Source organism: Clostridium sp. DFI.1.208, from assembly GCF_024463855.1.
Taxonomy (GTDB): Bacteria; Bacillota_I; Bacilli_A; order Erysipelotrichales; family Erysipelotrichaceae; genus Clostridium_AQ.
In genome coordinates, this window is the sequence record NZ_JANGCA010000026.1 from 14,721 (window position 1) to 39,442 (window position 24,722).

General features: G+C 37.0%; 21 protein-coding genes and 2 CRISPR repeat arrays. Of the genes, 8 read left to right on the top strand and 13 right to left on the bottom strand.

The genetic code is table 11. The features are described from left to right. Positions 1-13: 13 nt before the first annotated feature. From NE665_RS13910 to NE665_RS13925, 4 genes are all read left to right on the top strand, one after another. On the top strand, positions 14-1,708 hold the full coding sequence (locus NE665_RS13910; protein ID WP_117444017.1) for a M3 family oligoendopeptidase: 1,695 nt from the start codon (positions 14-16) through the stop codon (positions 1,706-1,708). 478 nt (positions 1,709-2,186) lie between these two features. Next, complete coding sequence (gene lysS / locus NE665_RS13915; RefSeq protein ID WP_117444033.1) at positions 2,187-3,671, top strand: lysine--tRNA ligase; 1,485 nt, start codon at positions 2,187-2,189, stop codon at positions 3,669-3,671. A gap of 71 nt (positions 3,672-3,742) precedes the next feature. Continuing rightward, the gene (locus tag NE665_RS13920; RefSeq protein WP_233104792.1) at positions 3,743-4,078 is read left to right on the top strand and encodes a SatD family protein; all 336 of its coding nucleotides are present in this window, start codon (positions 3,743-3,745) and stop codon (positions 4,076-4,078) included. Further along, positions 4,075-4,506: a hypothetical protein gene (locus NE665_RS13925; RefSeq protein WP_233104791.1), complete on the top strand. Its 432-nt coding sequence runs from the start codon at positions 4,075-4,077 to the stop codon at positions 4,504-4,506. The genes NE665_RS13920 and NE665_RS13925 overlap by 4 nt, the downstream gene beginning before the upstream one ends. Positions 4,507-5,240: 734 nt before the next feature. Beyond that, positions 5,241-5,879: a CRISPR direct-repeat array (repeat unit 33 nt; unit sequence ATTTAGATACGCTAGCCTCAGACGAGGCTAGAC). Between the two features lie 255 nt (positions 5,880-6,134). Here the strand turns inward: NE665_RS13925 and NE665_RS13930 are convergent. The 6 genes from NE665_RS13930 to NE665_RS13955 form a co-directional block, all read right to left on the bottom strand. Next, on the bottom strand, positions 6,135-6,608 hold the full coding sequence (locus NE665_RS13930) for a GNAT family N-acetyltransferase (RefSeq protein WP_021422709.1): 474 nt from the start codon (positions 6,606-6,608) through the stop codon (positions 6,135-6,137). Between the two features lie 228 nt (positions 6,609-6,836). After that, the gene (locus NE665_RS13935) at positions 6,837-7,421 is read right to left on the bottom strand and encodes a hypothetical protein (protein WP_071143779.1); all 585 of its coding nucleotides are present in this window, start codon (positions 7,419-7,421) and stop codon (positions 6,837-6,839) included. 42 nt (positions 7,422-7,463) lie between these two features. Continuing rightward, positions 7,464-7,976, bottom strand: coding sequence for a hypothetical protein (locus NE665_RS13940; RefSeq protein WP_071143778.1), 513 nt, complete (start codon positions 7,974-7,976; stop codon positions 7,464-7,466). A gap of 25 nt (positions 7,977-8,001) precedes the next feature. After that, positions 8,002-8,745, bottom strand: a complete 744-nt coding sequence (locus tag NE665_RS13945; RefSeq protein WP_071143777.1) for a hypothetical protein — start codon at positions 8,743-8,745, stop codon at positions 8,002-8,004. A gap of 83 nt (positions 8,746-8,828) precedes the next feature. Continuing rightward, complete coding sequence (locus NE665_RS13950) at positions 8,829-9,440, bottom strand: hypothetical protein (protein WP_173722015.1); 612 nt, start codon at positions 9,438-9,440, stop codon at positions 8,829-8,831. Between the two features lie 256 nt (positions 9,441-9,696). Further along, positions 9,697-10,368 carry a helix-turn-helix transcriptional regulator gene (locus NE665_RS13955; protein WP_021422697.1) on the bottom strand — a complete coding sequence of 224 codons (672 nt, stop codon included), beginning with the start codon at positions 10,366-10,368 and terminating at the stop codon, positions 9,697-9,699. Positions 10,369-10,853: 485 nt separating this feature from the next. On the opposite strand from NE665_RS13955, the gene NE665_RS13960 reads away from it, so the two are divergent. The 3 genes from NE665_RS13960 (at position 10,854) to NE665_RS13970 (ending at position 13,390) form a co-directional block, all read left to right on the top strand. Beyond that, positions 10,854-11,915 carry a replication initiation factor domain-containing protein gene (locus NE665_RS13960; protein ID WP_301950722.1) on the top strand — a complete coding sequence of 354 codons (1,062 nt, stop codon included), beginning with the start codon at positions 10,854-10,856 and terminating at the stop codon, positions 11,913-11,915. Next, on the top strand, positions 11,915-12,118 hold the full coding sequence (locus tag NE665_RS13965) for an excisionase (RefSeq protein WP_002607397.1): 204 nt from the start codon (positions 11,915-11,917) through the stop codon (positions 12,116-12,118). The genes NE665_RS13960 and NE665_RS13965 overlap by 1 nt, the downstream gene beginning before the upstream one ends. 78 nt (positions 12,119-12,196) lie before the next feature. Continuing rightward, positions 12,197-13,390, top strand: a complete 1,194-nt coding sequence (locus NE665_RS13970; RefSeq protein ID WP_009243728.1) for a site-specific integrase — start codon at positions 12,197-12,199, stop codon at positions 13,388-13,390. A gap of 188 nt (positions 13,391-13,578) precedes the next feature. Beyond that, a CRISPR array of direct repeats spans positions 13,579-13,949; the repeat unit is 33 nt; unit sequence ATTTAGATACGCTAGCCTCAGACGAGGCTAGAC. A gap of 165 nt (positions 13,950-14,114) precedes the next feature. Here the strand turns inward: NE665_RS13970 and cas2 are convergent. The 7 genes from cas2 to cas3 form a co-directional block, all read right to left on the bottom strand. Further along, positions 14,115-14,408 (bottom strand): CRISPR-associated endonuclease Cas2, encoded by a 294-nt coding sequence (gene cas2, locus NE665_RS13975; protein ID WP_002606249.1) that lies wholly within the window; start codon positions 14,406-14,408, stop codon positions 14,115-14,117. 6 nt (positions 14,409-14,414) lie between these two features. After that, complete coding sequence (gene cas1c, locus NE665_RS13980) at positions 14,415-15,446, bottom strand: type I-C CRISPR-associated endonuclease Cas1c (protein WP_117444016.1); 1,032 nt, start codon at positions 15,444-15,446, stop codon at positions 14,415-14,417. Further along, entirely contained in the window at positions 15,443-16,108 is a 666-nt protein-coding gene (gene cas4, locus NE665_RS13985) for a CRISPR-associated protein Cas4 (RefSeq protein WP_233104764.1), read from the bottom strand. Before cas4 ends, cas1c begins: the two co-directional genes overlap by 4 nt. Continuing rightward, the gene (gene cas7c, locus NE665_RS13990) at positions 16,098-16,943 is read right to left on the bottom strand and encodes a type I-C CRISPR-associated protein Cas7/Csd2 (RefSeq protein WP_065530108.1); all 846 of its coding nucleotides are present in this window, start codon (positions 16,941-16,943) and stop codon (positions 16,098-16,100) included. The genes cas4 and cas7c overlap by 11 nt, the downstream gene beginning before the upstream one ends. Next, on the bottom strand, positions 16,940-18,820 hold the full coding sequence (gene cas8c / locus NE665_RS13995; RefSeq protein WP_117444014.1) for a type I-C CRISPR-associated protein Cas8c/Csd1: 1,881 nt from the start codon (positions 18,818-18,820) through the stop codon (positions 16,940-16,942). The genes cas7c and cas8c overlap by 4 nt, the downstream gene beginning before the upstream one ends. Beyond that, a complete protein-coding gene (gene cas5c, locus NE665_RS14000) occupies positions 18,804-19,544 on the bottom strand; it encodes a type I-C CRISPR-associated protein Cas5c (protein ID WP_117444013.1) in 741 nt (246 codons plus the stop codon). Before cas5c ends, cas8c begins: the two co-directional genes overlap by 17 nt. 762 nt (positions 19,545-20,306) lie before the next feature. Next, complete coding sequence (gene cas3, locus NE665_RS14005) at positions 20,307-22,673, bottom strand: CRISPR-associated helicase Cas3' (RefSeq protein WP_117444012.1); 2,367 nt, start codon at positions 22,671-22,673, stop codon at positions 20,307-20,309. Positions 22,674-22,809: 136 nt separating this feature from the next. Between cas3 and NE665_RS14010 the strand changes: the two genes are divergently transcribed. Beyond that, the gene (locus tag NE665_RS14010; protein WP_117444011.1) at positions 22,810-24,690 is read left to right on the top strand and encodes a DUF2075 domain-containing protein; all 1,881 of its coding nucleotides are present in this window, start codon (positions 22,810-22,812) and stop codon (positions 24,688-24,690) included. Positions 24,691-24,722: the final 32 nt, after the last annotated feature.

Sequence of the window (24,722 nt, forward strand, 5' to 3'; positions counted from 1 at the left end):
ATGAGGTGATAGCATGAAATTTAAGGATTATAAGTATGAGCGTTACAGCTATGAGGCTTATGCAGAGGCGATGCAGCAGGCAGGCACGAGGCTGAAGGAAGCAAAGGATTACCAAAGCTTTAAGAAAGCATTTGATGAGGGGAAACGGGCATTTGAGCATCTGGATACGATGTATAATATCTGCTATGTCCGCTATACAATCAATACGGCAGATCCCTTTTATCAGGCAGAAAACGATTACTGGGATGAGGCAATGCCGAAGATGAAGTCCCTGACAACGGCGTTTGACAGAGAGGTACTGGCTTCTCCATTTGCCAAGGAGTTGAAAAAGGATGTTCCGGAAACCTATTTTTTGCTTGCGGAGTTTGCACAGAAGAGCTTTTGTGATGAAATCATTGAAGAGCTGCAGGAGGAAAACCGCTTGCAGAGCAGTTATCAGAAACTGATTGCCAGTGCACAGATTCCCTTCGATGGTGATATCTATACCTTATCAGAGCTTGGTGTAAAAATGGAGTGCGCTGATCGGGACATTCGGAAACGAGCTACCCAGGCATACTGGGGATGGATGCAGTCACAGCAGGACGAGATTGATGATTTATATGACCGCATGGTTAAGGTACGCGATCGCATGGCGAAAAAGCTGGGCTATAAGAATTATGTAGAGCTGGCATATATGCTGCAGTGCCGCTTTGATTACAAGAAGGAGGATGTGGCAAATTACCGCCGGCAGGTTCTGGAGGATGTCGTACCGTTATGCAATGCATTATATGAACGGCAGCGGGAACGTTTAGGCTATGACAGACTGCATGTATATGATGAAAAATATGAATTTGCGAGCGGCAATCCGACACCGAAATACGATACACAGGAAATGATTGCACGGGCTAATACAATGTATCATGAGCTGGATGCACGCTGTGGAGCATTCTTTGATTTCATGGTGGAGCATGATTTGCTGGATCTTGACAGTAAAAAGGGGAAGGCAGGCGGAGGCTATTGTACCGTGTTTGCTGAGGATCACTCTCCGTTTATTTTCAGTAATTTCAATAAGACAAGCCATGATGCGGAGGTTCTCACTCATGAGGCAGGACATGCCTTTCAGGTGTTTACCTCCATGGGAATCCGACCGGTGGAGTGTATCTGGCCAACCTATGAGAGCTGTGAAATTCATTCTATGAGTATGGAATTCTTTACCTGGCCATGGATGGAAACCTTCTTTGAGGAGGATGCGGATAAGTATCGTTTTCTGCATCTGGGGGGTGCTGCTAAGTTCATTCCTTACGGCGTTCTGGTGGATCATTTCCAGCACGAGGTGTATGAGCATCCGGAAATGACACCGGTGGAAAGACGGCAGACCTGGAGAAGATTGGAGAAGCAGTATCTGCCGCATAAGGATTACACAGACTGTGAATTTCTGGAGAATGGCGGATGGTGGTTCCGTCAGAGTCATATCTTTATGACACCATTCTATTATATTGATTATACACTGGCGCAGGTGTGTGCATTACAGTTCTGGTATCGCCTGTATCAGAAGGATGAAACCGCATTTGAGGATTATTATCGTATCTGCCAGATAGGTGGAACAAAGACATTTACGCAAATCGTGGCGGCAGCGAATCTGAAGGTGCCATTTGCGGATGGGTGTTTAAAGGATGTCATGAAGGCCGTGCGCAGCTATCTGGATCAGGTGGATGACAAAGCGCTTTGATGATGGTAACAGGGAAGCTGCATATTCTTGAAATATCGTGTCCATGAGCGATAGCTGAAGGGCTAGTATGAAGTGCTGTAGCATTTGAAAGGCCATGGTATTCATAAACCTTTTACGGTAGGGAAGGAATCAAGGAAAGCCTTGTTTTATCAGTAATTTTAAGGAGTTTTCGATTGACAAAGGCAGGGTTTGTCTATATAATCATAATCGTAAATATGGCTGTGATAAGAGAGTACTGTTTGTGAAAGCTTTCAGAGAGTATGCACGTTTGGTGAGAGTGCAGCAGTGGAACCTGCAGGAAATAAAGACTTGGAGCTATCCAATCAGGACGTTTCCTTCACGTTACGAAGAGACTTGAAACACAGTCACTAAGGCTGCGCGGGGAAACCTGCCGGCGAATTAGGGTGGTACCACGATGAAGCTCTCGTCCCTATATTGGAAGAGAGCTTTTTATATGGAAATAGCAAAGGAGCAGATTATGGAAAAGTTAACTGAACAGGAAGTTATCCGTCGACAGAAAATGGAAGATCTGCGTGCCATGGGCATTGAGCCGTTTGGGCATGCATATCAGAGAACACACAAATCCGGAGAAATCCGTGCAGCGTATGAAGACTGTACGAAGGAAGAGCTGGAAGAAAAAGATTTGACAGTGAAAATTGCAGGACGTATCATGACGAAGAGACGGCAGGGAAAGGCCGGCTTCATGCATATTCAGGATATCGACGGACAGATTCAGATTTATGTTCGTAAGGATGTCATTGGTGAAGAGGCCTATGAGGTGTTCAAGAAGTCAGATCTTGGGGATATTGTTGGAATCGAAGGAAAGGTCATGAAGACAAATCATGGAGAGCTTTCTGTAAAGGCTGAGGTGTATACGCATCTGACGAAGGCACTGCGCCCACTGCCTGAGAAGTATCATGGCTTACAGGACGTGGAAGAGCGTTTCCGTCGCCGTTATGTGGATTTGATCACGAATGAAAACAGCAAGCGTATCGCATTGACAAGACCTAGAATCATCCGTGCTATTCAGAATTATCTGGATAATGAAGGCTTGGTGGAGGTGGAGACACCAGTGCTGCAGCCGATTCTGGGCGGAGCAAGTGCAAGACCGTTCGTGACGCATCACAATACACTGGATATGCCGTTTTATCTGCGTATCGCAACAGAGCTGCCTTTGAAGAGACTGATTGTCGGTGGTCTTGAGGGTGTATATGAGATTGGTAGATTATTCCGTAACGAGGGAATGGATGCTACACACAATCCGGAGTTTACAACGGTGGAGGCCTATGTGGCATATTCTGATCTGAACGGGATGATGGATCTGGTGGAAGGTTTGTTGAATCATGTTGCGGAGAAGGTATGCGGAACGACAGAAATCGAATGGCAGGATAAGACGATTTCTTTGAAGGCGCCGTTTAAGAGATTACATATGGTGGATGGTATCAAGGAGGCATGCGGTGTTGATTTCTGGCAGGAGATGAGCTTTGCGGATGCATGTGCAATTGCGAAGGAGCATGATATCGAGGTTGAGAAGAAGCATAACAGTGTAGGGCATATCATCAATCTGTTTTTTGAGAAGTATGTTGAGGAAACGCTGATTCAGCCTACGTATGTATATGGGCATCCGGTGGAAATCAGTCCGCTTGCGAAGAAGAATGCACAGGATCCTAGATTTGCGGATCGCTATGAGCTGTTTATTGACGGGCATGAGTATGCGAATGCGTTTTCGGAGCTGAATGATCCGATTGATCAAAGAGAGCGCTTTGAGAATCAGCTGAAGCTGCGTGATCTGGGGGATGATGAGGCAAATGAGATGGATACGGATTATGTGGAGGCATTGGAGTATGGTCTGCCGCCAACTGGTGGTGTTGGATTGGGAATTGACAGACTGGTGATGCTGTTGACAAATTCGCAGACAATACGGGAAGTGTTGTTATTCCCGCATATGCGTCTTAACAAATAAAAAGTAACGCAACCTATTTGGGTTGCGTTATTTGTCTGTTTACCAAATACTTGAATTATGAGGTGAAGACATTGTCAAATAAAAAATATTATTCTATTATGATCGACATAGTTGATGCTAGGAAATATAAAAATCGTAATGAAATACAAGAATTTATGAAATGTATTATTATGTACTTGAATAAAATATTTTATAAATCTTTAAAGAAACCATTAATGTTTAGTGCAGGGGATGAAATTCAAGGCTTGTTTTATGAATCATTGGCCGCGTATTTATGTGTTCGATTTTGCATGATGATTTATTATCCAGTTAAAATTAGGGCAGGAATTGGATATGGAGAATTAGCATTTGATAATGAAAATTGGAAATATACTCGTCACAACTTCTTCAAAGGCAACAATCGTTGAATGCACAAAATGTTAAATTAATTGCTGAATTATTATATCCGATTTTCGATGAAAACATTATGGTTTCGTACATTGAATTTAAAGACCAATTAAATTTTATATTAGAGATGAAAGCTAATATAGTACCTATGCAATCTTTGAGTTATGCAAGAATCGGAAGTTTTCCCAAGGGAGAATTAAAAAACAACATAGTTATATCAAATGATATTGATCAAGTATATTTTATGCCATTACGCGAACTTTTAGAGGATAGTAATATGTTAGTGGAAAATACAGGGAAGAAGGGAATGTCTACAATGATTTCAGGAATATTAGGAACTACACGTCAAAATATTGATAAACATATTCGCTTAGGAAAGATAGATGAAAATAGAAAAATTGATTTTTCTGTTGCTTGTTGGCTGATTGAGGAACTTGATAATGTATAATATGTTATTATTTATTATTTTCCATATCTCATCTGTTAATTGATGTTTGCTCTGTTAAACTGAAAAATAAATACAAAGAAAAAGAGCGAATATGGCTTTAATATCAATTTTAGCGATATTAATATTAGTGAAACCAACTGGCGTACTAATTTCATTGGCCTTTAAAGTTATCTTCAAAGAAGAGAAATGTAATAACGAGTTAAAAATTGGTACATATATAGGATATTTAGAGAGAATTATATTTTTTTTATTATGTATCTTTAATTTCTATTTCTACCATAGGTTTTATTATTGCTGCAAAAACTTTAGTTAGATATAAGGATATCAATAATAATAAAAATCATTTTCAAGAAAAGTACTTAATAGGAACATTCTTAACTACAATTGGAGCTTTATGCTGCTTTGCGCTCATTAAGTTTTTAAGTACTTAAAAAGGAAGATGCATATCAATATATTCTTTTTCTGTACATATCTATATGTAACCTTCATGTACTGCATCACTGTGTGCGTTATAGAATAAAATATCCAGATTTAAATGGCTAAAAATTTTGCAGTAACGCTGATTCACTTGCAAAAATAGTAATTGATGGAACTTTATCTACGAATGGCTCACTTCCATCATTTCCTAGTTGAATTACTCGTAATCAAATACAATTACATACAGGTACAGTACATCTCATAGATAGGCATATATATTAAAGCATTAGAAGGAGTGCTGTGCTTTTTTTGTCTAAGCTTAAAATGTCTAGCCTCAGAGGAGGCTAGACAAAGTCGTAATGGAACGAGTACATGGCATAACAATTTAGATACGCTAGCCTCAGACGAGGCTAGACTGTACTTTTGATGTAAGAGAGAGGTTAAAGTCATATTTAGATACGCTAGCCTCAGACGAGGCTAGACTCACTGCATCTATATATGATTCCATTGGCAAATTCGATTTAGATACGCTAGCCTCAGACGAGGCTAGACCTCTTAACATTGTGTTTACATACTCAATACATATATTTAGATACGCTAGCCTCAGACGAGGCTAGACCAAATATGTTGCGACAATAAACGTCGAATCACTGATTTAGATACGCTAGCCTCAGACGAGGCTAGACATTAGCAATCACACACCTACGACGCTTATAAGGCATATTTAGATACGCTAGCCTCAGACGAGGCTAGACATGTTTGCAAAGAAGGTTATACAGAAGAAAGAAATTTAGATACGCTAGCCTCAGACGAGGCTAGACTTGGAAATGGGAACAGCAGCAGTGACACATATCTATTTAGATACGCTAGCCTCAGACGAGGCTAGACATTATTTTGACAATCAATCGAAAAAAAGAATCAGTATTTAGATACGCTAGCCTCAGACGAGGCTAGACATATAATGTAATTAAATTAATTTTTATATCTAATTTTGGATTATTCGCATAACCACTATACTTTCAAGCATTTTGGAGTATAGAAAACCATTCATTTTACCACTAATTTACCACGATTGAATGAGCCTTGATATGACTATAAAATAACACCCAAAAGACATCATTACACCTAAATGGTGTCTTTTTAAAAAGCAGTCAATCATAAGACTAACTGCTTTGTATGTAGGGATATGAAATTGTAAACTAGATTGTCTGTTATAGATTTATAGTCATAATATATTCTTCGCTGTTTTCATCAACAACAAGAAAACCTGCTTTCTTATACATTTTTACTGCATAATTATTTTTCTGAACAGATAAGGAAATTTTTGAATAACCAAAAGATTTTTCCACTAACAATAATTGTTGCAATAATGAAGTCCCAATCCCTTGTCCTCTATACTTTTGAAAAACAGACATAGCAAGGGACGGTGTATCATTGTCAATGTGTCCGTAATCGTTCATTATTCGTACCCAAATAGCACCTATGACATTTCCTTGAACTTCCGCAACTAAAGCCCTATCATCTTTTCGCTTTCCAAATTCAAAAACATATTCTTGTAATTCTGGACAGTTAATTATTGATTTAGGTGGTGGCTCAACACCGTCTGGAATATAAATTGCTTCATACAAAAAGTCATTGAGTAAATCATATTCTGCTTTTTTAATTTCCCTTATGATATAATCCATAACTTGACTCCTAATCTATTTTATCTTTTTTCATACCCCGATTATACCATTCACATATAAGCACTACAACAAAATTTTATGCTTCAATAATCTTGTTAAAAAGTTCTAAGAGTATATCATTTCATCACTCCAATCTATAATTTTGGTAAGAAAAAAGCAGTCAATCCTAAGACTAACTGCTTTATATGTGATATAAGGTTATCAGACAATTTACCAACAAAGTATATACTATCGACTCAATAACATAGGCAAAAATTTTAATAATAAATCAATTCCATACGTAAATATGAATAACCCTAATATTATCGAAACTATTGTTCCTATTTTAATTTTTTTAGCCAGAATAAATACTGCTGGGTGCTTTGGGTCAATATATATGCTATATACATTTCCTCGTGTCATACTCCTATTTAATCGTTTATGAGATATATTTTGTGCTGTTTGCTCACGATAATAAGTTCCGTTATATGTATATTCAAATATTGGAGATTGTGTAGAAATGCCATTGCCACCATAATATGTATTGTAGCCACAATACACGCCGTCCACTTTTTCTCTACAACGCAATAACGAATATAAATCATTTACCCCAACCAAAATAAATACCAAACCAAATATAATTGCTCCCAATGGATAAACCAAAATCTCACCATATGGCAAAGTTAAAGATAAGATAGAAACGATTCCACAGCCAATGAAACAAATAAACATAATCAAACAGATAAGTGGCATGACTTTATAGCGTTTCTTTTTCATAATTACAAAACATACTATACCAAATACTATTGTTAAAAAATAAATAAGAATTGTCATTCCTAATCGCTCCTTTGATTTTACCAAACCACTTAGTCAATATTATTTTTCTAACTGTTCTTGCACAAATTTAATGCTATTTTGAATATATTCTTTGTCTTTTTCTGTTGCAACTTCTTCTAATTGTTTAAACAAAGCAATACATTCATTTCGTTTACCTAATACATTAAATGCAGTTGCAATATTGAGATACCATGTCATTTCATCTTTCATATCTTTAGGTTTCGTATCTATTGCAAGAAGTTTTTCTAAAAAGAGTTCTCCATTTTTATTTTCGTGATATTCTCTTACAATATCATTGTTCATTTTTCTAAACTGACGTCCTCTCCGCATTAAAACAAAGAATACAGTAAAGAAATAAACAATAGTAATAACAGCAATACCACCAACAATAATGCCTAAAAAGCCAATTGTTGATTTTACATAGGGAATTACTATGTTCACATAAATCAATAGTAGTACCGCCCAAAATAGAAAGGCTAATCGGATAAGCCATTTATCTCTTTTTTCATATATTGCTCTTTTATTTTTTAGATTTTCGGGTTCGTAAATCATTTTATTTCACTCCTTTATTGCCACATCAATCAGAATTTGTTTCATTGTTCTGATTTTGTTTCTTCCATTCCTTATAATCTTTTTGCGTTTTTTGTTGTCTTTTAACATCTGCCATTTTTTCTAAAATTACTTCTACGTCTGGTTGACTGTGCTGTTCTGGTAGAGAATAGAAAATAAGGTTATCATCGCTTGTATATACTGAAATATTAAAAACCAAATCACTTTCTACAATTTCTTGCATGATATAGGAAAGTTCTTCTGCATATTCTTTATCAGTTTTTCCCTCATTAAGATATATACTTGTTTCTATTTCATATTCCCTTTTTTTCAGATATTCTTCTACACTTTCCTTACCATTCCATTCTGTCGTGGTTGTATGCCCTTGAACTTCAATTTGATAACCTCTTATAAAAGGCTTATCTTGAAATAAAGGAGTTGCAAGTTCTTTTATTTCATCAGAATAGTAATAAACATGGTAACTATCCTCAAAAAGTCCAGTATTTCGTGTATATATAGTAGCAGTTTGAGAAGAATTTTCTTTACTGGAAACTTCTGCCATAATCCAGTTTAATCCTATTTTTTCTTCTTTGTACTTCTTCACTTCTGTAATAATAAATTCTTCATTGTATTTGTCCTTTAATTTGGATAAGATATATTTTTGTGCTTCTTCACTAGAGTTAAAATCATGCGAATAACTGCTACAACCATTTAATAGTCCTAGACAAAGCACGCTTGCTATAACACCTAATAAAAATTTTTTATATCGCATAATCGCCACCTCTATGTGATTTGATGATTTAATACAGTTCTACAAACTGGAATTTACTGCACTACAAACTGGATTTTATCCATCTATGAAAGTTGATTTATACAGTATTCTCTGATTGCATTATTTATAGATACATCACCATTCTTAAAAATACCTTCACCTTTGTCTTTCAAATAATCTAAAGCACCTTGATATTTATGCTCGTGAATCAATGATAATGCTTTTCTTAATTCAACATGGTATATAGAATTTTCTAAATTATTGTAAAAATCACAGATTGAAGATGATTGAGCAGTTTTATAAAAATGTTCTAAATAATTATCTATGATTTCTTCTAATTCACTGATTGTCCATTCTTTTAATTCTGTTTCATTTTTAAACAATTCAGCACCGCTAACTGTAAATGCACCAATAGTTCTCAAACTTAATGGTTCTTTTTTATTGGTTTCCATTTTCAATAAATCCCATAACAAATCATCTAACCACAATGGTTTGATTGTTTCTATAGCAGTACAATAACACTTATCATCTGACTTTACTTTCACACCAATAAGCAAATCAAAGAATAATTCCTTTGTACTATACCAAATCATAAAATCTTTTTTCTTAAACTTATATTTTTTAATTTTATCTTTAAGCATTTTAGGCAAAACTTTTGTTAGTTCTTTATATTTTTGTCGTTCTTCTTTTGTCATTTGAAACACATCCTTACAACTTCTAATTTGTCGCTTTCTTCATATCCATATTATAACAGTTCCATATATCCACCACAATAAAAATCAGCATACCCTTTAAATATTTTCTGCATTGAAAATGCACACTTTTCCTTTCTTCCTCTTGATTACCAATCACAGAAAAGAAAAAGCCCTGTCAAGAGCCTTGCCACCATTGGTGGTGCTTTGCACTCTTTACTGGGCTTTTTGTTTGCTGTATCTTCCATGCAAGAGGAAATTAAAAACCTCTGTTCCATTTCGCCTTTAGATAATCTTCATAATCTCCCTCATTAAAGTCTACTTGTGGAGAAGTATTAGGAATGTTTTTTCTGTTGTCAATATCTGCAAGTTGACGGAATATCCAATCATCATAAGGGTTGTGATATTTGTATTCTTTTGGTTGTTCTCTGTATCGGTCTAACCCTCGCATTTCCTTGTGTACTTTCATCATACGTTCTATTTTTTGACGCTGTATTAACTGTTTGATTTCCATAAGTTCTTCAATTTCTACAACCTCATTAGAAAGATAATTGCTGATGTATCTAATCAATATGGTTTCCATGTAGAATTTGTATTCGTTTTCATTATCAAAGAATTCATTTTCAGACAGATAATCTAAGGAAACATTGAAGTCCTGTTCCCGTTTGATAATATCCATAATATATGGCTCGGTATGGTCGATATACTTCCATTCTCCCGACAATAATTCATTGGGCGTTACACCCAGCACGTCCATTATCTTTTCCAGCGTATCAAAGGTAGGATAATTCACACCACGTTCAATCTTGGAAAGGCTCTGCATATTGATACCGATTTTGTCCGCAAGTTCCTGTTGTTTCATTCCTCTGTGTTTTCTTATGGTCTGTATGTTTTCTCCTAAGAAACTGATTTTCTTTTCATAATGCTCCATAACTTAGTATAACCGCTCCTTTCGTTGCTTCTCTTGGTATTTATAAGCATATCATACTTAATATATATCCAAAAGTCAACAAAAACTTCTTGACAAGTAATTCTAATGGCGTTATTATCGTATCAGATGGAGTGATTAAGCACGCTAGGGTCAATCACACGCTTGAGTAAGCATAGAGAAGATATATTTTCATTTTGATAGCATGAATAAGCATGGACTGTCAGACCGAAAATAGTGGTTTCCAAAAGGGGCTGGCTGGACGGGGCACGTCCCCCAGACGTGTTCGGACAGACAGTTCCTTTTGGAAAGGGAACGCCTTTAGGCGTTCGTAAAGGGCGTATATGTAACACCGCCCTGCGCATACATGTCATAGTACCTAGAAACTGTGATAAATAAAGGAAAAAACACAATTTTTACCCCGCAAAAAACGGGACATACGAAAGGAGTAATGCACTATAACTACACACAAAAATTTATCCGTTAAGATTGATTACATCAGCATTGTATTTGAAACGGCAACTGCTGAAGATGTCATCATGCACATTTTAGGTTTACCGACTGACATTTTCAATGTCTATCCGGCAAGCATTAAATACAAAACCTATCAAGCACGCTGGCAGATTGGAGATATTTATGTATCGGGCGACGCAAGAAAAACAGAGGATAACCCACAAGGGTTAGGCTGTTATCTTGTTATGACCGGCAGAGGGTGTGATGATATTTTCCGTATTCTCGACAGTAGGAATTGTACTTTTGGGGATATGTTCAAACATTGTGAGCGAAGATACGGACAGGATAACTTCCACTTCACAAGGCTTGATATTGCCATTGATGATAAAAACGAAAAGCCATTTTTTACCATAGAGCAGATAAAGAAGAAATGCGAAAAAGAGGAATTTATCTCGAATAGTGAGGGCTACCACTTTGACGAAAGCAAGTTTGATGATTTCGACACCGCAAAGACTGTTTATATCGGTGCTGGTAAATCGGGATTGTCCTACCGCTTTTATGATAAGGATAAGGAAGTCTGTTCAAAACATAATAAGACGCTTGAGGAAGTCGGCAGTTGGAAACGGACAGAAATGCAACTGCGTGATGATAAGGCTCATGCTTTTGCCATGACATTCAAGGAAAGACCGCTGGAACTTGGAGAACTGGCTTTCGGTCTATTGGCAAACAACCTACGCTTTGTCGTACCAAACAGAAACGAAAGTAATAAGAGCAGATGGAAAACTTGTCGGTTTTGGGAACGCTTTTTAGGGGCTGTGGAAGTCTTAAAACTGCAAGTACCAAAACAGCAAAATTCCCTTGAAGAAACACAGCAATGGCTCACAGAGGGTGGCGTGATTTCCGCTGTCAAAAGTTTTTACTTCTTGGAAGAACATGACGCATTAGGCGGACTGGAAAAAGTGGGAACTATGCTTGATAAGGCAAGATACAGCAATTCCCTTTCCAGTAAATTAACCGCCCATTTACAGAGGATAGACCGCACCGACCTTATCCCCTATATCCAGTATGACACGAAACATGGGAAAGGGGGTATCTGATGAATAACAACGATATTCCCGTATGGGAAAAATACACCCTTACCATTGAAGAAGCGTCAAAGTATTTCCGTATCGGAGAAAACAAGTTAAGACGCTTAGCAGAGGAAAACAAGGACGCTGGCTGGCTCATTATGAATGGCAACCGCATACAGATTAAACGCCGACAGTTTGAACAGGTTATCGACAAATTGGACGCAATCTAATGCAAATGAGCCTTGTATGTGTTATGATGAACACAAGTCATATCAAGGCTCTTTCCAACAAGGAAAGGAGCAGACACCATGAAAGAAAAAAGACGGGATAACAAAGGTCGTATCCTGCATACTGGAGAGAGCCAACGAACAGACGGGAAATACTTATATAAATATGTAGACGCATTTGGAAACACAAAATATGTGTATGCTTGGAGATTGACACCCACAGACCCGACACCAAAGGGAAAACGGGAAAAACCCTCACTTCGTGAACTGGAACAGCAGATAAGACGGGATATTGAGGACGGTATCGACAGCACAGGCAAGAAAATGACGCTTTGCCAACTCTATGCCAAACAGAACGCACAGAGGGCAAATGTGAAGAAAAGCACAATAAAACAACGGGAACAACTCATGCGGTTATTGAAAGAGGATAAGTTAGGTGCTAGGAGCATTGATACGATAAAACCCTCTGACGCTAAAGAATGGGCGTTACGCATGAAAGACAAAGGCTTTTCCTACAATACCATTAACAACCATAAACGCTCGTTAAAAGCGTCATTCTATATCGCCATACAAGACGATTGCGTAAGGAAAAATCCCTTTGATTTCAAGTTAAGTGAAGTCCTAGAAAATGATACCAAAGAGAAAGTTGCATTGACAGAGGAACAGGAACAAGCCTTACTCTCATTCATCAAGACGGACAATGTGTATCACAAGTATTATGATGATGTGCTGATACTGTTAAAAACAGGACTTCGTATCTCGGAACTGTGCGGACTGACAGTAGCCGATATTGATTTCAAGAATGAAGTTGTGATTATCGACCACCAGTTACTAAAGAGCAAGGAACAAGGCTATTATATTGAAACGCCTAAGACGAAAAGCGGAATAAGGCAAGTACCATTAAGCAGAGAAACGATACAGGCATTTCAACGGGTTATGAAGAAACGCCCAAAGGCAGAACCATTTGTGATAGACGGACGGGGCAATTTCCTATTTGTCAATCATAAGGACAAGCCAAAAGTTGCGATTGATTACAACGCCTTATTTGTCCGTATGGTAAAGAAATACAACAAGCACCACAAGGACAATCCCTTGCCACATATCACACCGCATACGCTACGCCATACGTTCTGCACAAGGCTGGCAAGCAAGAACATGAACCCAAAAGATTTACAGTATATCATGGGGCATTCAAACATTAGTATCACAATGAATTGGTACGCTCATGCGTCCATAGATACCGCAAAATCAGAGGTTCAGCGTCTAATTGCATAGAAGTATTTACCACGATTTTAACCACGCTTGATAGCGAAAATATAAGAAGATAGACCTAGATATGTGAGGTTTACCACAAAAGCAAAATGCCCGTAGAGCCGATAAAATAAGGCTTTGCGGACATTTAAGAAGATATAAAAAGATAGTCAAAAAGACATATATAATTTAAATTAAATTTTGTCACACCTATTTAGATACGCTAGCCTCAGACGAGGCTAGACAACTGAAGATCAGCTTTTCACTAAATCACTCCTACATTTAGATACGCTAGCCTCAGACGAGGCTAGACGTTTGTATATATCTGTGCATCCGGATACTCATCATATTTAGATACGCTAGCCTCAGACGAGGCTAGACTCGGTCGTGGTGTAAATAGTTTGACCACGATTCCTATTTAGATACGCTAGCCTCAGACGAGGCTAGACAACTTGTAAATACACTCATGGACAACATCTCAGAATTTAGATACGCTAGCCTCAGACGAGGCTAGACGCTCTTATCCTGTACCGATTGCCATCACCATCATATTTAGATACGCTAGCCTCAGACGAGGCTAGACAGTGAAAATTATTGCATTTTAAGACGTTTGTAACAAAATCATTTCTTTTCATAACTATTATTGGTTATGGAAATGAAAAAGCTGTTACAAAATGCGATAAAACGCAATTTTAAGGCGCGAACCTCCCAGGGATCTCATGTGAGCTTACGGTTCGCGCAAAATAATTCATATAAACAATACGTCTTCTTCAACATTGAAGCTGGGCTTAACTCCTATATGTTCTACTTTATTTTTGTAATTGTTACCTAAATAGTAAAATCTTAAACTATCATGTTCTTTATCAATTAATCCAGTAAGCTTGTGTTTAACCTCTCTGCATTTCGCTTGATCCATAACACATTCAAAAACTGAATTTTGAACTCTTTGACCATAATTCACACATACTTTAGCAACGTTCCTTAATCTTTTTTTACCTGCGCTGTTTTGGGTGTTGACATCATAAGTTATTATAACAAGCATTTCTCATCACTTCCATAAAAACGGTGGATATTCAGGTAAATCGCCACGAATTGTTCTAGCAAGTAACAGCGCCTGAACGTAAGGAACCAAACCCCACTCTATCTTTTGATCAAGGAATGGGTGCTTTATCGTTTCCTGTTTTTTCTTTTGCCATGAAGACAGAACCGCTTTTCTAGTCGTATCATCCATATAAACAGCGCCACTATCGGTTTTTGTAAATCCATCAGCATTTACTATATTCATATTTATTAGTGATAAAACAAAACGATCAGCCAGAATTGAGCGTAATTCTTCCATTAAATCTAATGCTAAAGAGGTGCGTCCAGGAAGATCAGTATGTAAAAATCCAACATAAGGATCTAAGCCAACAGATTCAAGCGCTGATGTGACATCCTTTGCTAAAAGTGTATACGTGAAGGAAAGAAGAGCATTAACATTATCTAGCGGAGGTCGTTTATTTCTACCATGAAAATAGAAATCATTTTTCTGTTGGAGAATTAAATCATCAAATACATGGAAGTAACAATTTGCTGCATTGCCTTCGATTCCTCTTAAAGTGTCTGCAGAATCCGCTTTTCTAGCTTCTTTTGCAGATAATCTGATCGTTTCAGCTGCTGTTTCGATTTTTTCAACATCTATTCTCATACCATAATCTCGTTTGGCACGAAGTAATATATTTCTGGAATTGATTAGCTTTGCTGTTATCATGTTTTTTGCATATGCTAGACGTTTTTCGCTTGATTCAGATATTCTGAATTGTTCTTTCCGCAACAGGACGTTTCCACGTTCCTCTCCAACAACTCTAGCAAGAAATCTTCCATGCATTGTCATAAATGTTAATGATATTCCCATATCTGCACATTTCCCCATAAGTGCAGGACTTACGCCTGTAAAACCAAATCCAACAATCCCTTCCATGTTATGTAAGGGAAACCTCGACACAGATTTATCTTCTTTTGTGGCGATAATGTTTTCACCATCCAACGATAAATAGGTCCTAGGTGTTGTTATATACAGTGTGTTCAAAAGTTTTTTCATATACCTTTATCTCCTAAATATTTATCAAAGTATTCGTCAACAGAAGGATTTTGATTCAGTTTAGGAAGACAGATATCTTTTAAAGAACATGCATTGCATTTTTTAGATATTTTTACTTTAGGAGTATATTGCTTTAAATACAGTTTATGCATTTCTTCACAAAATGCTTTAACTGTACTGCGCATGTCAGAAAAAAATAAAACTTCAGTTCTTCGTCTTGTTTCTCCATAAAATAGATAACCCTTTTCAATCTTACACAAAAGCATTTCTTCCAAACACATTGCCTGTGCACATAATTGCAAGTCATCAGCTTGATATTGTTTAGGTTCTCCTCTTTTATATTCAATAGGGAAAGGAAGATAGCGTTTAGAATCTTTTGAAATAGAAATACCTTCTTCTGATGGATGAAATTCTACAATATCACAAATACCACTAATACCCATAGTCCTTGAAAATACAGAAAGTCCTCTACGTATGAGTATTCCATTTCTTGTTTCAGAGAATGCACCATTATGTGCATTCTCATGAAAAATCTGACCGTCTATCGTACGGTAATTCTCTGCCCACTGTTGTTCAATATGTATGAGTGCCCATTGACGGCGGCAAAATGCAAAATGCTGAATACCTGAAAGCATTAAAAATTCGTCTTCATTATATTCCATCATAAATTTCTGGTTCTAGACCTTCTAATGGAGATAACGTGATTGTGAAATCTTCAAAGCAATTTGGCGTATCCACATCATTTTTTACCTCAACCTTTAAAGAATTGTGTACTTTTGCTGAACTGTATTGTCCTGCTAAACAATTATGCTTCCACCAATATACCTTACAAACTTCCATGCTTCCTTCCGGTCTTGCACTGGAGGCATCGTTCATGAACAGGGAACATAAAGCTTCTTTGATTTTCTCAGCATCCTCTTCACTGAAACCTGTTTTTTCTGCCAGCTGGTGATTGATGCTTCCTTTACATACATATAAACCAAAATCAACACGGTGCTTCATTCCCATAGTGTCAGAGGAACGTTTTTCAGATGGCTCACTATTTACGCTCTTTGTTATCTGCATATCGGTTGTTACAACTGGATTGATACTTTCTGCAGTTCTTATAGAAACAGGACCTCTTACACCTACAGAAACATTATTCGTTTTAAATGCGAAGACCTGCCCAAATGCTCTGACATCGGTCCATTGTTTACAGGCAGCTGCAGCATAAGCTTCACGATCCTTTAAAACCGCTTTTAATTCCTTATTATTAGAAGCACGTTCACTTAAGCTTTTGAATCCATCGCTGCTTCTTTCATCAGATTGGACGAAGATATTTTCTCCCATATCCTGCAGACGGTTTCTGATTTTCCGTTTAATACATACGTCAGATACTTCTCCAAATCCTTTAAAATCGATTCTAGGCTGATTCCCTGAAAGTGGATCACCATTCGGATTTGCTTTATTTACTGTGAAAATAACTGCGAAATCGACTTTGTTTGTAAATGCTGTCATGATTTAGACTCCTCCTTTTGTTTGTTTTTTTCTTTTCTTTCAGTATTGATTCGTTTGATTTCATTTCTCTGACAATCAAAACCAATAACAAAATAAGCGTTTAAATTTTGAATGTGTTCTATAGATTCCATATCCATTACTGCGTGTAACTCTTCCATTAAGTCCTGTTTCATTGAAAGAAGATAATCACATTTTTTTCCTAGTTTCTCAACATAAGGTCTGATTTTCTTATCTAGCGTAGTAAGCGTTACAAATGGATGTTCTTGAAATGGTGCGTATAAACGCATTGCATTTGTTGGACGATCTTCCTTTTGAATGTTTAAAGCATATTGTTCAATTGCATCATATATTGCAAGAATTCTTCCTAATAAATAGGGGATATTTGATTTAGCTAATTTTTTGTTTTCCATAATATTCACACTCCAATTCACTCCTTCTCTATCGTAACAGTATTTTTTGAATACTGCACACAGTATACCTATACATTTATTCCAGTTATACTTCGTATTCGTTGACATGGTCTTTATCTGATTGTTAAGTCGAATGATAAAATCATCCGGAATAGGTTTCCCTTCAGAAATACATGGCAGTAAGCGTCCCATCTGCAGTGTCATCAACTGATCATCCACTTCAAAGAATGCACCACGTAATGTCCCATATGCACAAGAAATGATTTCTCTGGGAATTGGGGTCATTACATCGCTCATATAATCAGCTTTTGAGTATTGAGGCCAGCTACAATATGTAAACCAGTTCTGTAGATGTTTGTAGTATGTAGAAGCATCTATTTCCTGATAGTAGGTTATTGAAAATCTACCAATCGTAGCAGCATCCATTGCCATGATGACGATGTTATCATTATGATCGCTGATATTCTGCCTATAACCGTCAATTGCTTTATTTACACGTTGTGCGTAATCTTCTTCTGTATCTACTTTGTCCGGTAAAGCAGGAAATAAGCTTTCGTCTAATGCGAATGCCGTCATAATGTTATCACAGTGTGCATTCCATACCAAAATCGTTTGTCCATTTTGCTTATATGCCTGTTTTTGTATCAACCATCGCAAAGCATTATGAATTTTCTGAGATGTTTCATATCCAATGGAAATCGCTTCTTTTTTAGAAACAAACCTGCCGCGATATGTAAAACCGTTTGCATCATTAGTAGAAATTAACTTAGCTTTATCTTTTCCTTGACGAAGTTTCGCAGGATGTTTTTCTGTGCAATACATCATTTTACCTGTTATATAGCAGAGATCCTCGTCGGTATGTAGACTGGTATAGAATTTGTGGTAGGTATCGAATAGCATTTTGTCACACCATGGTTCAACAATTCGTTTTTGTATACCTCTGATTTTAAAGCGGACAAAAGCTTCTGTTTGAACAACTGTTTTCTGGATTTTATATTTCTTATCCAATTGTTCTCCATCTAATTTTAAGATATCGCAAGAGATCAAGTCAGAGATGAGTGTACCTTGTTCAAGATATTGATAGATTGGTATAATGCTAGAGTGGGTGTAAGAAGAATCTATCCATTGTTTTAGAAGACTTTGGTGTGCAAGAACATGCGGATCGTTTCGTTTACCAGTATACTCTGCATAATCTTTTGAGATATAAATTAGCTTATCGTGTAAAGGATGAGGCGTAATACCGCTTGATCTACTCGCTGAATCCTCAGTCACAGGAATGACAGTGACGGCATCATCATTAGGAATTTCTATTGCATGGATAAATTTTCCGTTTTCATCCAAAACAACTTCAATCTGTGCTTTTGTAGTTAGATGGCTAAGCGGTAATAACATCCCTGTTTCACTTTCCTTGCCCACTTCACTCTGACATATATCATAGGTTTCTAGTAATTTACTCGCCCAACTCATGCAATTCACCTCCTTCCTCATGTTCAACACTCTTAAAATTGATATCTTTTTCAAATCTCTTGATATCGCCGGTTCCTACAATACGCCTGATTGCACATTGTTCAGGGCGGATGAATGTAATAATACCTTTTTTCATGACTGGTGTCCAAAAAGTCGCAATCAGTTTGCCTTTTTCTTCTTCATGCAACCATTCGTCTGGGTAGATGAATCCATGAACCATAGTACTGAAAGGCACTATGGTATGGTCATCATAAAAACCTTTTCCTTCACCAAATTCACATGGTTCTACATACGCCTGACATTCACGCGTACCAAGAAATACATCCCTTCGTCCACCACGATTAACCATGCGCTTTGCGATTAACCAATGTTTATTCTCATTACGATCTTTTTCTAATTCTTCATGGTGTAGATTCCATTCAAAGTGTGCTTTTACCTGATATTCAACATCTGTTAAATAGGTGTAGTAGGAGAGAGTATTACCTCCGTGGTAATTGATTGGTCGAATACCTTGTGTTGTGAATTGAATCTCATTCATAATGCGAACTTCATCAATAAACCAGCTGATTGTCGGCTTAAAGTAAATACTTTTAACAACTCCCTTTAAAGCTTCATATGTTGGAATTTGATAAGAAAACTTCTCGCCAGATACACGATTGAGAGGATCTGAAAAAAGAGCATATTTACTTTTTACGCAAAATGTGATTTCGTTTTTCTTTTTCATTTTTTCACCTTCTTTCTAATAAATTTATTTTATAATACAATATGATGTTTTAAATACGTCATATTGTATTTAAAATCGAAATTGATTTGAAGAGTGCGTAGATGAGTGCGATGACTAAGCAATATATAATTCTTAAGGTTATATTCATAAAACCTTTATGCAGCAGCACATAGCCATCATCTTTTTCTTCATCTCTTCTTTCAGTAAGCTTTTCCATGAATTAAAGTTCACACCTCCTAACATGTGATAATAAGCAGAATTGAATAATGTGGCCATGTAAGCCCTATCATCAATTACAAGGTAAGCCTATCATATAATTTTTGTTTTTACAAGCTTTATTTAAAAAATAAATTAAAAGGTGACCCAAAACAATATTTTCAATTATACACAAACGAAGTTAAAAAATGAATTTATAATAGAGTAAAAAAGTTTATGGAATTTTCTATATTAAGTTGAAATATATAACAGAAACTTGAAAATTAGTATAATCAAGATACAATTAAATAAACGAAGATTATTTAATGTTGGTAATACGAATGTACTTCTATACCCTTATTTAATGCACTCTTATTGAATCTGTGTTTAAGATATATGTGAATGATTTTAATCCCATAACTTTTTTACTCTATTCGAACTTATTTCTATTTTGACTTAGTCTTGAATTTACCTTATAATATGGTAGTCAGTTAAGGACTGTGGATCTAAATGTTTGTGTATATTGGTAAATATATGTTTTAGGAAAGGCTAAATGCCTTTTTCTTTTTACACAAACATATCCTCCAACTCCTTCCTAACCTCCAACCCTGTATCCTTCTTATAAAATCCATTCCTCAAAACCAGCATGCCGTTAAACTCAAGCTGATAAATCATATCTTCCTTCTCCAGTTCCTTATACTTGTGTTCATAAACATTTACCATAAAGCGCTGTGTCTTATCAAGTAGTGCATACTTTTCTGCATTGCTAATGGAACTATTCAGCTGATCAATTAGTTTCTTGCCATCTCCGTATGGTACCAAAACACCAATACTCTGAGAATCAATCATTTCAAATGCCATTCCCGCACTCTTTAATGCGTGACCCAGACAAGGATGAGAGAGATTGTCAGAATCTTTTATATTTCTTGCTCGCGATAATAGCTCAAATAAGGAAACTTTACGATTATCAATCTTTGTTGAATATTCTGTATCCTGTCTGCGATTAAATAAATAAGAATCATAATACTGTCGTATAAAGGATAGCGTTAAAAGCTCATCTACACGATTTCCTTCCTTTGAAGCATGTAGCTGTGACAGGAGGATATTTGTCTCATCCTGTCCTTTTTTTACATCCTTAAGTTTTTCGATATGCTCTTCATTGGAATTGATGAGATAGACAGTCCCTAACTCTGGATTTTTACCGTTTCTATTGCATCTGCCGGCAGCTTGAAGAATACTATCAAGTCCGCATAGGGAACGTATGACAACATCACAATCTATATCGACTCCTGCTTCGATCAGATTAGTCGCTATACACAACACAGTATCTTTTTGTTCCATATGCTCTTTTAAATCCTCCAATGTACGATGGCGATGCTCCGGACACATGCTCGTGGATAAATGATATAGATAAAGCCTGTCTATCTCATGATGCTGCTCACAGGCGCGATATAAGTTTCGTGCATCTGCTTTTGTATTGACAATCACCAGCATACTGGTGCCCGGCTCCAGCTTTTGATATATAAAATTCGATAAATCAGCAATTGAATAGCCGCCCCTGCGACAGGCATCTTCTATATGGACACGCTTAAATTGTTCCTGCATTTCCTTTGTCTGTTTTACAATTTCAGATTCTGAAGCCAACTTGATAGGATAGGTGGTAGTTTCCAATAATGGCTGTGTTGCCGTACATAATACCACCGTAGTATTACAATTATAAGCAAGAAAGTTCATCATTTCATTAAACATCGATATTGTTTGAACTGGTATTTTCTGAGCTTCATCTATAATGAGTACAGAGTCGGCTAACTGATGAAACCTGCGTACATCCGTTGTTCGATCTTTAAACATCACATCGAACAGACGAACTGCTGTCGTCAAAATTACGGGCTTATTCCAGGAGGAACTGTAGTAATCATAATCTGTATATTGAGATGGGATAATATTGGAATGATGCTCCAAAACAAAATCTTCATTGAAAAATTGCTTCATCACTTCCGCATTTTGTTCCAATATGGTCTTAAAGGGTGCAACATAAATGATATGCTTCTTATGGTATTTTTTCGCATGATGTAGAGCATAACGAAGTGATGCTAGTGTTTTACCTGAGCCAGTTGGACAGGACAAACGATAAATACCAGGAGAATGGCTGCTAAATGCTTTACACTGATTAGAGATACTAGTGCGTAATTCATTGATTGTACTGATAGAGGAATTTGCAGTTATCTCAGCTAAATGACTCTCAAGCTTATCTGTTGCTGCTTGCCATATAGTATCTTCTGTATAAACGATTGTTTGTGTGTGTTCCATGAAATTGCGAGTATCTTCACGATCTCCATGAATTAGTAAAGACATAAGAAGTCGTTGTAAAGCTCCAATATAAAAATAATAATCCTTCGCATCTTGAGCCGTTTTTTGCTTCATGAAATTTGCAAGATAGATCGAAAGTTCCTTATGCGCTGCACGGAAAAGATATTCCAATTCCTCTGTGGAAATAAAGTCATTCATAAAGGCGGTAATGTGTTCCATATCCAATGCTTTTTCCGGATAACACCGGCTGCGCAAGGCATTATCACCATGCACATTTATGAAATCACATAACCCATGATGAGAAACAATTGCATTTGCTAACATGAGTTTTACCAGACACTCACTCATATCACTGTAAGATCTGCACACCTCAAGCAGAATCTGCGCGCCGGCTGAAGAATGATTCACCTTAGGAAGGAATATATTTTCCAATGCTGCTTTGGTTATGTATTTCTGAAATTCCTTGGAAGCCTTCCCGCAGTCATGCAAAAAAGCAGCCAGCTTCATGCAATTTGTAAGACCTCTTGCTGCTGCGTATTCTTCAATCGCCGCAAAGGTATTGATACTATGCTCCTGTAATGACTGCATTTCCTGATTGCTATTTATATGTGCCAATATGTTCATACTCCCACCCCTGTCTATGTAATCATAGCGCTTACATGAAGGCATGTCAATGTCAATGTTTCTTTGAATAAATGGATATTTAAGGTATAATGTAAGAGAATGTTAAAATAGCCTGTAATTTTGGAGGTAATTACATATGTTAATATACGAAGGGACAAAATATGATTTCAGAATGGACATGGACCTTGATAAAATACCTCATCTCTTAGAGGAAAAGCTTTATGAGCATATGCATATCCATACGAGTAAAAAAGAAGTAACCTCGTGGAAAAATTCACTTCAATATATGTATAAGGTATTAAATGATCCGAATATACCCGATACCTGCGGTGTAGCTATTGAATACAATATTCCCAAAACGAACAAGCGTGTGGATTTTATTATGTCCGGATATAATCATGATGGGAAAGCAAGTGCTATTATCATCGAGCTAAAGCAGTGGGAGCGTGTGGAAACGGTATTCGACCGCGAGGATTTGATAAATACCGAGGTGATGACAGCACTGGGAAAAGGAGTGCATCGCGTTGTACATCCCTGTTATCAGGCCTGGTCTTATGTACAGCATATGAATGATTATATTGAAGAAGTAGGAAAAAAAGACATACAGCTGTACCCCTGTGCATATCTGCATAATTATGACTTAAGGAAAGAGCAAAATATCATAAATCCAATTTATAATGCATGTATTGAAAAATCACCATTATTCACACAGGGAGAGATTCCAAGACTGCGGGAGTTTATCAAAAAGCATTTGAAACAAGGGGATCATAAGGAAGTGCTGTTTCTTATAGAGAATGGCAGAATTCGGCCTTCTAAAAGTCTTCAGGACTGCATTTCTTCAATGCTGGATGGAAATCAGGAATTTACAATGCTGGATACACAGAAAGTGGTCTTTGAAGAAATCCTTTATATGGCCAAATTGTGTCAAAAGGATAAAAGGAAACGGGTAATGATTGCAAAAGGCGGCTCAGGAACAGGGAAGTCTGTGATTGCTGTAAATGCGATGGTGAATCTGTTGAAGGAAGACATGTTTGGACAATATATAACAAAGAATGCGGCTCCGCGCAATGTTTATATGGACAGACTTGCTGGTAAAATGAAGAAAAACAAAATCAAATCGCTGTTCGCTGCCCCGGATAAATTTTATCAGCAGCAGCCGGATGATTATGATTTTTTGATTGTGGATGAAGCGCACAGATTAAGAGAAAAATCAGGTATGTTTCAAAAAGGTGAAAACCAGATACAGGAGCTGATAAGATCATCGCTCTTTACTGTTTTCTTTATCGATCCCTATCAGCGTGTTCATTTTCGTGATTTTGGAAGTATCTCCGAGTTTCAAAAACAGGCACAGCTACAAAATGCGGAGGTGATACAATATGAATTGCATTCACAATTTCGCTGTAACGGATCGGATGGATACCTTGCTTGGGTAAGAAATATGCTGCAGCTGGAAGAAACAGCAAATTTCAATTTCAAGGATATCAACTTTGATTTTCGTGTCATTGATGATCCAAATGAATTAAGAGCTATGATTTGTGAAAAAAACGATGGATCAGGGAAAGCCAGAATATTGGCGGGATATTGCTGGGAATGGGAAAAAGCCGGTAGAAATGATCCGAATCACAATGATATTGAGATTGGTGATTTTAAAATGAGCTGGAATCTGGATGCTAGTGATCCATATGCAATCAGTGAAGGGTCCATTCATCAAGTAGGGTGCATTCATACAACACAGGGGCTTGAATTTGATTATGTAGGAGTTATCATAGGAGAAGATCTCCGTTATGAAAACAATGAGCTTGTGACTGACTATAAGCAGAGAGCGAAAACGGATTCTTCTGTAAAGGGACTGAAAAAGCTGTATCGTGAGAATCCGGAGAAGGCAAAACATATGGAGCGACAGATTATACTGAATACGTATTACACGTTAATGACTAGAGGAATGAAGGGGTGCTATATCTATTGCTGTGATTCAAATCTGCAAAAGTACATCAAAATGTCAATAGCTGATGCATAGTAAAAAAGGGTGAAGCAATTTCAAGCATCACC